Below are 10,679 nucleotides of genomic sequence, written 5' to 3'. Positions count from 1 at the left end.
TGTGTAATTTTGAGAGAATATTTCTCTTATAACCAAGATAATCTGGTGATGATGCTCTTAATGGATACACCCGTTCCCATACCGAACACGAAGGTTAAGCATTAAGAGGCCGATAGTACTGCACGGGAAGCTGTGTGGGAGGGTAGGTGGTTGCCAGGTCATAAGGCTCCTTGGTCAAGCGGTTAAGACACCACCCTTTCACGGTGGTAACAGGGGTTCGATTCCCCTAGGAGTCACCATATATGCAGATGTGGCGGAATTGGCAGACGCACTAGACTTAGGATCTAGCGCCTTAGGCGTGGGGGTTCGACTCCCTTCATCTGCACCAAATAAGCGGGTGTAACTCAATGGTAGAGTGCTAGCCTTCCAAGCTAGTTACGAGGGTTCGATTCCCTTCACCCGCTCCATTAGCGTCTTTAGCTCAGCTGGATAGAGCAACGCCCTTCTAAGGCGTGGGCCAGGAGTTCGAATCTCTTAAGACGCACCATATAATGGGATATCGCCAAGCGGTAAGGCACCAGACTTTGACTCTGGCATTCGTAGGTTCAAATCCTGCTATCCCAGCCATAAATGGTTCGCTAGCTCAGTCGGTAGAGCACATGACTTTTAATCATGGTGTCCGGGGTTCGATCCCCCGGCGAGCCACCAAAAGCACTTCATATTGAAGTGCTTTTTTTATTGTATCAGTATAAATTTATAGGTATATTAAAAAATGCAGTAAAATATAAAAAGAAAATTCATTTTATTTTATCAGTTAAGTATGTTATCATATACTTAACTACATTATGTAAGAAGGAGAACAAATATGGAAAATAAAATATTAGCTACAGTTAATGGTAAAGAAATAACAGAAAATGATTTAAATATGGCAATGACAAGATTCCCTCAAGAGAATCAAGCTTTTTTTGCTACAGAGCAAGGTAAAGCTCAATTATTAGAGCAATTAATAAGCTTTGAATTAGTTTCTAAATATGCAGCAGATGAAAAATTAGATGAAACTGAAGAGTATAAAGAGCAATTAGAAATACTAAAAAAAGATCTATTAATTCAAGCAGGAGTTAAGAAAGTTTTAGATGCTGTTACAGTAACAGACGAAGAAGTAAAAGCTTTCTATGATAACAACCCAAATATGTTTAAAGGAGAAGCAAGCGTTAGAGCTAAACATATATTAGTTGATAGTGAAGAAAAGGCTAAAGAAGTTAAGGCTGCTATAGATGGAGGCGTAAGCTTTGAAGAGGCTGCTCAAAAAAATTCTAGCTGTCCATCAAGCTCACAAGGCGGAGATTTAGGATTCTTTACTAGAGGTAGAATGGTTCCTGAATTTGAAGAAGCTGCATTCGAATTAGCAATTGGTGAAGTTAGTGAGCCTGTTAAGACTCAATTTGGATACCACTTAATTAAAGTTGAAGAAAAAACTGCAGAAGTAACTAAGAGCTTTGATGAAGTTAAAGATCAGTTAAAGGTAAATTTATTAAGCCAAAAACAAAATGCTACTTACCTTAATTTCGTAAATAAATTAAAGCAAGAGCAAGATGTAAAAATGGGTCAATAAAAAATATCAAGAAATTGTTTTGGAAGGATATAATCAATAGAAGATTATATCCTTTTTTATATATAAACATGAGATAATAGTAATTTGTATATAAACAATACCTAGTGTATCAATATGAGTATTAAAGAGAAAAAGCAAGTATATTGAAGAATTTGACCTATATTTATCTAATATAAAGTTTTATTATATTTTTATATAGAATAAATAATGATAAGATATGACTTGTCGCTGAGAGACACGGCAAAACAAAAACAACAAACTTGAAAAACTCATTAAAAAGTTTTTAAAAAGTTGTTGACAGGTGCGAAAGCCTCTGGTAAAATAATAAAAGTCGTCGGAAGTAAACGACGAAGAAAAAGAATTGGTCTTTGAAAATTAAACAGAGAAATAAAGGTAAAACCAGTTAATTTCGATAGAGATAATCTATCAATAAATGACTTTAACAAGTCAGCGAAACAATTAGAGCGCAGCTCAAACTTTTTAAATTGAGAGTTTGATCCTGGCTCAGGACGAACGCTGGCGGCGTGCCTAACACATGCAAGTCGAGCGATGAAGCCCTTCGGGGTGGATTAGCGGCGGACGGGTGAGTAACACGTGGGTAACCTGCCTTGTAGAGGGGGATAGCCTTCCGAAAGGAAGATTAATACCGCATAACATCTTTTTATCGCATGGTAGAAAGATCAAAGGAGCAATCCGCTACAAGATGGACCCGCGGCGCATTAGCTAGTTGGTGAGGTAACGGCTCACCAAGGCGACGATGCGTAGCCGACCTGAGAGGGTGATCGGCCACATTGGAACTGAGACACGGTCCAGACTCCTACGGGAGGCAGCAGTGGGGAATATTGCGCAATGGGGGAAACCCTGACGCAGCAACGCCGCGTGAATGAAGAAGGCCTTAGGGTTGTAAAGTTCTGTTTACGGGGACGATAATGACGGTACCCGTGGAGGAAGCCACGGCTAACTACGTGCCAGCAGCCGCGGTAATACGTAGGTGGCAAGCGTTGTCCGGATTTACTGGGCGTAAAGGATGCGTAGGCGGATGTTTAAGTGAGATGTGAAATACCCGGGCTCAACTTGGGTGCTGCATTTCAAACTGGACATCTAGAGTGCGGGAGAGGAAAGCGGAATTCCTAGTGTAGCGGTGAAATGCGTAGAGATTAGGAAGAACACCAGTGGCGAAGGCGGCTTTCTGGACCGTAACTGACGCTGAGGCATGAAAGCGTGGGGAGCAAACAGGATTAGATACCCTGGTAGTCCACGCCGTAAACGATGAATACTAGGTGTAGGAGGTATCGACTCCTTCTGTGCCGCAGTTAACACAATAAGTATTCCGCCTGGGAAGTACGATCGCAAGATTAAAACTCAAAGGAATTGACGGGGGCCCGCACAAGCAGCGGAGCATGTGGTTTAATTCGAAGCAACGCGAAGAACCTTACCTAGACTTGACATCTCCTGAATTACCCTTAATCGAGGAAGCCCTTCGGGGCAGGAAGACAGGTGGTGCATGGTTGTCGTCAGCTCGTGTCGTGAGATGTTGGGTTAAGTCCCGCAACGAGCGCAACCCTTATCATTAGTTGCTACCATTAAGTTGAGCACTCTAGTGAGACTGCCACGGTTAACGTGGAGGAAGGTGGGGATGACGTCAAATCATCATGCCCCTTATGTCTAGGGCTACACACGTGCTACAATGGTGAATACAAATAGATGCAATACCGCGAGGTGGAGCCAAACTATAAAATTCATCCCAGTTCGGATTGCAGTCTGAAACTCGACTGCATGAAGCCGGAGTTGCTAGTAATCGCGAATCAGCATGTCGCGGTGAATACGTTCCCGGGCCTTGTACACACCGCCCGTCACACCATGAGAGCTGGTAACACCCGAAGTCCGTGAGGTAACCGCAAGGAGCCAGCGGCCGAAGGTGGGATTAGTGATTGGGGTGAAGTCGTAACAAGGTAGCCGTAGGAGAACCTGCGGCTGGATCACCTCCTTTCTAGGGAGTCGACATAAGGTTAATCCCTTATGAAAACTACTGGTACTTATTACTCTGTTTAATTTTGAGAGACTAACTCTCAAAATATAAGTTTGAAAAACCGAAAGGTTTAAAAACTTGAATGTTCTTTGAAAATTACACAGTGATATATATTGTTAAACCTTTAAATTAATTTAAAGAAACAATTTCGTCAAGAATTTTAATGAATTCTTTGTAGAATTATTGAAGTCTAGNAGTAGCTAGTAGGAAAATCCGCTAGCCGAATCTGAGGTGTGATGGGGAAGCCCTACGGGGTGAAGTAACTGATTCCACGCTGCCAAGAAAAGCCTCTATGGAGGAAGCAAGTGCCCGTACCGCAAACCGACACAGGTAGGTGAGGAGAGAATCCTAAGACCATCGGAAGAACTGCTGTTAAGGAACTCGGCAAATTGACCCCGTAACTTCGGGAGAAGGGGTGCCTACGCAAGTAGGTCGCAGAGAATAGGCCCAAGCAACTGTTTAGCAAAAACACAGGTCTCTGCTAAAGCGAAAGCTGATGTATAGGGGCTGACGCCTGCCCGGTGCTGGAAGGTTAAGGGGAATGCTTAGCGCAAGCGAAGGTGTGAACTTAAGCCCCAGTAAACGGCGGCCGTAACTATAACGGTCCTAAGGTAGCGAAATTCCTTGTCGGGTAAGTTCCGACCCGCACGAATGGCGTAATGATTTGGGCACTGTCTCAACAGCAAATCCGGCGAAATTGTAGTACCAGTGAAGATGCTGGTTACCCGCGATTGGACGGAAAGACCCCGTAGAGCTTTACTGTAGTTTAGCATTGAGTTTCGGTATTGTCTGTACAGGATAGGTGGGAGACTGAGAAACATGGCCGTCAGGTTGTGTGGAGTCAACCTTGGGATACCACCCTGACAGTACTGGAATTCTAACTGGAGGCCATGAATCTGGTCACAGGACATTGCTAGATGGGCAGTTTGACTGGGGCGGTCGCCTCCTAAAAAGTAACGGAGGCGCCCAAAGGTTCCCTCAGAACGGTCGGAAATCGTTCGAAGAGTGCAAAGGCAGAAGGGAGCCTGACTGCGAGACCTACAAGTCGAGCAGGGACGAAAGTCGGGCTTAGTGATCCGGTGGTACCTCGTGGGAGGGCCATCGCTCAACGGATAAAAGCTACCTCGGGGATAACAGGCTGATCTCCCCCAAGAGTCCACATCGACGGGGAGGTTTGGCACCTCGATGTCGGCTCGTCGCATCCTGGGGCTGAAGTAGGTCCCAAGGGTTGGGCTGTTCGCCCATTAAAGCGGCACGCGAGCTGGGTTCAGAACGTCGTGAGACAGTTCGGTCCCTATCCGTCGCGGGCGTAGGAAATTTGAAGGGAGCTGTCCTTAGTACGAGAGGACCGGGATGGACAGACCTCTGGTGCACCAGTTGTCACGCCAGTGGCACAGCTGGGTAGCTATGTCTGGAAGGGATAAACGCTGAAAGCATCTAAGCGTGAAGCCCACCCTAAGATGAGATTTCCCATAACGTAAGTTAGTAAGACTCCTGGAAGACTACCAGGTTGATAGGTGAGGGGTGTAAGCATGGTAACATGTTCAGCTGACTCATACTAATAAGTCGAGGGCTTGATCTAATAAATTGACGAAACAATGTTCACTGTGTAATTTTGAGAGAATATTTCTCTTATAACCAAGATAATCTGGTGATGATGCTCTTAATGGATACACCCGTTCCCATACCGAACACGAAGGTTAAGCATTAGGAGGCCGATAGTACTGCACGGGAAGCTGTGTGGGAGGGTAGGTGGTTGCCAGGTCAGGTGTGGCTCGATAGCTCAGTCGGTAGAGCAGAGGACTGAAAATCCTCGTGTCGCTGGTTCGATTCCTGCTCGAGCCACCAGTTTGGCGCCATAGCCAAGTGGTAAGGCAGAGGCCTGCAAAGCCTTTATTCCCCAGTTCAAATCTGGGTGGCGCCTCCAAAAAGACCTTGTAAAGTAATTTACAAGGTCTTTTTCTTTTTATTTGATACTTTTATAAAGTTCAGAAGTACTTTCACATATTAAATCTTTGCGTTCGATTAGATCTAAGCCTGTAATAGCTAATGCTTCTATAGCTTTCCATATGTTTTCTTTTGAGAATTCTGATATAGTTGCTTCTTTAAATTCTAAAGAAGGACACTTAATAGAAGAATCACTTACTATGTTAATTGATGGATAAATAGTCGCTGTAGTATGGCTTACTGTTCCGATACCAACTGGATAAAGCATCATTTTACCAGATGTTATGTTTATCAATCCACACTCCTTAAGATTAGATTCAAATAATTTGTTTATTACATGATTATCTATTAGTTCTTTACAAGGAAGTTCAAGTAAGGATAATTTACAATCGATATTCATGACCTCTTCAATACATTTAATATATTTTCGAACATTAGATTCAATTTTTTCTCCAATACAATAATTTTTAGTTTTAATTTCAAATCTTACTTTTGCTGATGATGGATATTCATTTAATGCATTATCACATATTAGTTGTAAATGATCCATAAAGCAGTGATTGCATGTATCTTGGATAAGCTGATTTATAAAATGTACATTCTGAAGACATACATCCAGTGAAGATAGATTTGCTTTTCCATTTTCTAACCACAAGTTTGAGTAAGCTAACTCCATAGGAATTGAAGATAATGAAATATTATTTAAACAAGTTACATTATCAGCATGAGGAGCAAAAATAACATCTGTTTCCTCAAATACTTTTTCTCTTGTCATTATAATTTCAGCACCATTTGAATATTTACCAGGACAGCCAATTATAATTATCGAGCCTCCAACTTTATCAATTACATGACTTAAGCCTATTGCAGCACCTATACTCATAGCAGCATTAGCATTATTACCAAATACGTGACCAGATTCATCTCCTGTACTATATTTGCAGATAAAGCATACTTCAGGATGGCCAGTTCCTATTTGAGCTTTAAATGATGTTGAGATATTTTGAAAGTTACTTTCGACTTTAAAATTATATTTTCTTAATAAGTTAGTTATATATTCGCAAGATTTATATTCATTAAAACAATTTTCGCTAATATCATATAAGTATTTATTTAAAGAGAAAATATCCTCTTTTATGGTGCATAAAAAGCTTAGGATGTTTTGTTTCAAAGAAAACCCTCCTTAATGTTTATTTATATAAATATAGATTTCGATGATTTACTACATTAGTATATCCATAAAAATTATGATTTATAGGCTTATTGGAGAATTGTATATAATTATAGAGTGAAATAAATTTTTGGGACAACATAAAAAAAGCCCTTCAATTGAATAAAATATAGTATAAGAGGCGAAAATTTAGATGGTTCTAGTTAAATAAAATTTAGTTAAATTTTATTTTAATAAAAGTTTTTAATAGCTAAAAGCCAAATGATAAATTTTGAGGGGGATAAGTATGTGTAGGACGTGTATTATATGTAGAAAGCCTCTAAATGATGGTATAATTGTATATGGAAAAGGAATTTGTGAAAGCTGTGAGAAAAGGCTATTGATAATAGATGAAGAAACAGATTTCTATGATTTCTATAAAAACTGTATAAAGAAAAATTTAGTACGACTTATACCAAGAGGAGTGAATGAGAATTGCCGAGATTACCAATAGTGGATGCACTATTAAGATATAAAGAGGAGAATAATAGTTATTTTGCTATGCCGGGGCATAAATGTGGAAAAGCATATGAACAAACAGACGAAGGAAGGCTTTTTCTGAGCAATATGATTGATTTTGATGTTACAGAAGTTGACGGTATGGATAATTTTCATAATCCAGAAGGCATAATTAAGGAAGCCCAAAAGGAATTAAGTAATTATTATCAAAGTAAGAAATCTTACTTTTTAGTAAACGGAAGTACATCAGGAAATATGATAATGATTTTTTCTGTGTTTAATGAACATGATAAAATCATTGTAGAGCGTAATTGTCATAGATCTGTATATAATAGTATTGTTTTAAGAAAGTTAAAGCCTATATATATAAGAAACAAAATCAGTGAGAGTTATGATGCTCCTTTTTCTATTGATAAGGAGCATTTGTTTTCTGTTATGGAAAAGAATAAGGATGCAAAGGGAATATTACTTACATATCCCAATTATTATGGATTATGTTCTGATTTAGAAGAGATAATTGAAAAAGCTAGAGAATACAAAATGAAGGTTCTTATTGATAGTGCTCATGGGGCACATTTTGGAGTTTCAGAAGAATTGCCTGTTAATGCTGTTTCTTTAGGAGCAGATATGGTTGTTCATAGTGCGCATAAAACTTTACCAAGTCTTACTCAGACATCATTTTTGCATTTGAATTGTGAGGAGCTAATTGAAAAAGTAGATTATTTTACAAGTGTATTTTCAACTACAAGTCCGTCTTATTTATTTATGGCATCATTAGATTACAGCAGATACTACTTACAAAAGTATGGTACTGAAGCATATGAAAATCTAATAAAGTTAAGTGATGAGTATAGAGAGAAGATAAATAGAATAGGAATTTTTCATGTCATAGGAGAAATGGATATAAATAAAGAATTCAGTAATGAGGAAAGTTACTGTAGCAGAGTGAAAATAGATAAATCAAGGTATATAATTAATTTACCAAGAGGATATAGTGGTCATGCTTTATCAGAGTATTTAAAAACACAAAATATTCAAGCTGAGATGAGTGATCATAGGAACGTTATACTATTATTTGCAACAAGTCATACAAGAAATGATTTTGAAAAACTATATGGAGCTTTAAAGAGATGTAATGTTAGTTTAATTAAGGACGATCATACTATTCCGGTGGATTGTCCTATTCCTATGATGAAAGTTATGCCTTGGGAAGCTATTGAGTTAAAAAAAGAAAGGTGTATGGTGGAGGATGCTTTAGATAAAATATGCGGACAAGCTATTGTTCCATATCCACCAGGAATTCCACTGGTAATGCCTGGTGAATTAATCAGTCAAGAAGTGGGTAAAATTATTAATTATTATATAGAAAATCATGTTACATTACTAGGAATTGAAGAGGGAATGATAACGGTATTAAAGAAATAGAATTTAAGGGTACATAGTATTATACATATTGGAGGAGTTTATAAATGAACAAGGGATTATTAATTGCACTAGAAGGTCCAGATGGTAGTGGAAAGTCTACTCAAATAGCACTATTAGAAAAGTATTTTTTAGATAAGGGGATTGAAGTAGTAAGAACAAGGGAGCCTGGCGGAACTAAAATAAGTGAGAAGATAAGAGAGGTTATTTTAGATAATGATAATAAAGAAATGGATGATATGTGCGAAGCGCTTCTTTATGCAGCCTCTAGAGCACAGCTTGTAAGCCAAGTTATTAAACCAGCAATAGCTGCAGGAAAAGTAGTTTTATGTGATAGATTTGTTTATTCATCTATAGTGTATCAAGGGATTGCAAGAAATCTTGGCGTAGAAAAAATAAAGTCAATTAATGATGCTGCACTTAGTGGATTAGAAGCAGATTTTGTGTTTATGATTACAATTCCTTATGATAAAGGCATTGAAAGGAAACGAAATCAAAAAACTTTAGATAGGTTAGAAAATGGTGGAGATGATTTTCATAAAAAAGTTTTTGAAGGATATACAAAAATTAGTGAAATATATGATAAAATAGAATTAATAGATGGAGACAACACTATTGAAAACATTCATAAGGAAATTATAAGTAAGGTTGAATCCATTGTTAAGATATAACACGTAGGAGGGGTTTAAGTGAAGCTAATAATTGCAATAGTACAAGACGATGACGCTATGGACTTAGTTGACATTTTAACAGAGAATGGGCTAAGGGTAACAAAGCTAGCAACTACGGGGGGATTTCTTAAAGCTGGAAACACAACATTAATGATTGGTGTTGAAGCTGAAAAAGTTGATACTGTTTTAGGTTATATTGAGGAAATATGTAAGGTTAGAAAACAGCTTGTATCATCACCTTCTCCAGTGGCTGGTTCTACAGGAGTATATATTCCATATCCAATAGAAGTAAATATAGGTGGTGCAACTATATTTGTTGTTGATGTTGATAAGTTTTTAAGAGTATAATATACTTAGGCTGATACGATGTACAATAGGCTTGGCTTATTGTACATTTTTCATATAAAAGAAAGTAGTTAAGCTAAAGCGTATTATATAAAAACCACAGGAGGAGAGCCATGATAGGGCATGAAAAGATTAAAAATAATTTAATTGAAGCTATAGAAAATAATAAATTTACTCATGCTCATATTTTTGTTGGAGAGAAGGGTATAGGAAAAAGTATTTTAGCAGATGAGATTTCAGCTAGGTTGCTAAATCTTAATCATCCGCGTGATCATGTTGACATTATTCATTGGACGCTTGATAAGGGAAAGAGTTCTATTGGTGTTAATACAATTAGAACAATAATAGAAGAGTGTAACAAGAAACCATTTGAAGGCGATAGGAAGGTTATAATAATTGATAGTGGGGATAAGATAACTTTTCAAGCTCAAAATGCATTTTTAAAAACAATTGAAGAACCGCCAGCTAATGTATATATATTTATATTATGTGAGGAGCTTGATGGAATTTTAGATACTATAAAATCAAGATGCTGTATACATAAATTAAGACCCTTAGCAGATAAGGAAATGAATGATTTTATGACGAGCAAGTTTCCTGATTTATCAGAAGAGGAGCTTAAGTTAGCAAAGGCTTTTGGCAAGGGTGTACCAGGTCAGGCTGAAAAGCTTATAAAAAATAAAGATTTTGAATTAATAAGAAGTACAATTTGTGAGTTGATTAAAAGAACAAAGGAAATTGATAGTGAAATTTCACTAAGCTATGAGAGCTTTTTTTCAACCTATGGAAGTATGGAGGATGACATACTAGATATAATTATAACTGTGATAAGAGATGTTATTATATATAAAGAAATTGGAGATGAGGATTTATTAATTAATAGTGATAAAACTTCAGAGATCAAAGATTTGGCTAATATATTTTCATCAAGTAAATTAAATGATATGATTAGAATTGTAGAAGAAACACGAAATACTCTAAAAAATAATGTAAACTCATCATTGGCATTTATAACAATGGTTTTGAGAATGCAGGAGGTTTAAA

General features: G+C 37.8%; 7 protein-coding genes, 8 tRNA genes, 3 rRNA genes and 2 other annotated features. Of the genes, 17 read left to right on the top strand and 1 reads right to left on the bottom strand.

Annotation, left to right across the window (positions count from 1 at the left end):
• Positions 1-41 precede the first annotated feature (41 nt).
• The 12 genes from rrf (BN1075_RS09470) (at position 42) to BN1075_RS09410 (ending at position 5,508) form a co-directional block, all read left to right on the top strand.
• Positions 42-159 (top strand): 5S ribosomal RNA (gene rrf / locus BN1075_RS09470).
• A gap of 5 nt (positions 160-164) precedes the next feature.
• Positions 165-239: transfer RNA gene (locus BN1075_RS09465), tRNA-Glu, on the top strand.
• Positions 240-244: 5 nt separating this feature from the next.
• Positions 245-328, top strand: a tRNA-Leu gene (locus BN1075_RS09460).
• A gap of 5 nt (positions 329-333) precedes the next feature.
• Positions 334-407, top strand: a tRNA-Gly gene (locus BN1075_RS09455).
• Positions 408-410: 3 nt separating this feature from the next.
• Positions 411-487 (top strand) — tRNA-Arg (locus BN1075_RS09450).
• A 5-nt stretch (positions 488-492) separates the two neighbouring features.
• Positions 493-567, top strand: a tRNA-Gln gene (locus BN1075_RS09445).
• Between the two features lie 5 nt (positions 568-572).
• Positions 573-648: transfer RNA gene (locus BN1075_RS09440), tRNA-Lys, on the top strand.
• A gap of 157 nt (positions 649-805) precedes the next feature.
• The gene (locus BN1075_RS09435; RefSeq protein WP_040192847.1) at positions 806-1,552 is read left to right on the top strand and encodes a peptidyl-prolyl cis-trans isomerase; all 747 of its coding nucleotides are present in this window, start codon (positions 806-808) and stop codon (positions 1,550-1,552) included.
• A gap of 481 nt (positions 1,553-2,033) precedes the next feature.
• Positions 2,034-3,542 (top strand): 16S ribosomal RNA (locus tag BN1075_RS09430).
• A gap of 395 nt (positions 3,543-3,937) precedes the next feature.
• Positions 3,938-4,272: a sequence feature (23S ribosomal RNA rRNA prediction is too short), on the top strand.
• Between the two features lie 9 nt (positions 4,273-4,281).
• Positions 4,282-5,151, top strand: a sequence feature (23S ribosomal RNA rRNA prediction is too short).
• 77 nt (positions 5,152-5,228) lie between these two features.
• A 5S ribosomal RNA gene (gene rrf, locus BN1075_RS09420) occupies positions 5,229-5,346 on the top strand.
• A 7-nt stretch (positions 5,347-5,353) separates the two neighbouring features.
• Positions 5,354-5,429: transfer RNA gene (locus BN1075_RS09415), tRNA-Phe, on the top strand.
• 4 nt (positions 5,430-5,433) lie between these two features.
• Positions 5,434-5,508: transfer RNA gene (locus BN1075_RS09410), tRNA-Cys, on the top strand.
• Positions 5,509-5,547: 39 nt separating this feature from the next.
• Here BN1075_RS09410 and BN1075_RS09405 read toward each other — a convergent pair.
• Positions 5,548-6,699: a zinc-binding metallopeptidase family protein gene (locus BN1075_RS09405; protein WP_040192844.1), complete on the bottom strand. Its 1,152-nt coding sequence runs from the start codon at positions 6,697-6,699 to the stop codon at positions 5,548-5,550.
• A gap of 286 nt (positions 6,700-6,985) precedes the next feature.
• On the opposite strand from BN1075_RS09405, the gene BN1075_RS09400 reads away from it, so the two are divergent.
• The 5 genes from BN1075_RS09400 to BN1075_RS09380 all read left to right on the top strand — a co-directional run bounded on the left by BN1075_RS09400 (position 6,986) and on the right by BN1075_RS09380 (position 10,678).
• Positions 6,986-7,192: a sigma factor G inhibitor Gin gene (locus tag BN1075_RS09400; protein ID WP_040192843.1), complete on the top strand. Its 207-nt coding sequence runs from the start codon at positions 6,986-6,988 to the stop codon at positions 7,190-7,192.
• On the top strand, positions 7,174-8,622 hold the full coding sequence (locus BN1075_RS09395) for an aminotransferase class I/II-fold pyridoxal phosphate-dependent enzyme (RefSeq protein WP_040192842.1): 1,449 nt from the start codon (positions 7,174-7,176) through the stop codon (positions 8,620-8,622). The genes BN1075_RS09400 and BN1075_RS09395 overlap by 19 nt, the downstream gene beginning before the upstream one ends.
• A gap of 44 nt (positions 8,623-8,666) precedes the next feature.
• Entirely contained in the window at positions 8,667-9,290 is a 624-nt protein-coding gene (tmk, locus tag BN1075_RS09390; protein ID WP_040192841.1) for a dTMP kinase, read from the top strand.
• A gap of 18 nt (positions 9,291-9,308) precedes the next feature.
• Positions 9,309-9,638: a cyclic-di-AMP receptor gene (locus BN1075_RS09385; protein ID WP_040192840.1), complete on the top strand. Its 330-nt coding sequence runs from the start codon at positions 9,309-9,311 to the stop codon at positions 9,636-9,638.
• A 110-nt stretch (positions 9,639-9,748) separates the two neighbouring features.
• Positions 9,749-10,678 (top strand): DNA polymerase III subunit delta', encoded by a 930-nt coding sequence (locus BN1075_RS09380; RefSeq protein ID WP_040192839.1) that lies wholly within the window; start codon positions 9,749-9,751, stop codon positions 10,676-10,678.
• Position 10,679: the final 1 nt, after the last annotated feature.

The organism is Clostridium culturomicium (genome assembly GCF_000821305.1).
Taxonomy (GTDB): domain Bacteria; phylum Bacillota; class Clostridia; order Clostridiales; family Clostridiaceae; genus Clostridium_J; species Clostridium_J culturomicium.
This window is presented reverse-complemented; position numbering and strand designations above follow the sequence as displayed.

Bases quoted from the DNA above. Each gene is read 5' to 3' on its own strand.
- BN1075_RS09435 (WP_040192847.1), top strand. From the start codon at position 806: ATGGAAAATAAAATATTAGCTACAGTTAATGGTAAAGAAATAACAGAA.
- BN1075_RS09400 (WP_040192843.1), top strand. From the start codon at position 6,986: ATGTGTAGGACGTGTATTATATGTAGAAAGCCTCTAAATGATGGTATA.
- tmk (WP_040192841.1), top strand. From the start codon at position 8,667: ATGAACAAGGGATTATTAATTGCACTAGAAGGTCCAGATGGTAGTGGA.
- BN1075_RS09380 (WP_040192839.1), top strand. From the start codon at position 9,749: ATGATAGGGCATGAAAAGATTAAAAATAATTTAATTGAAGCTATAGAA.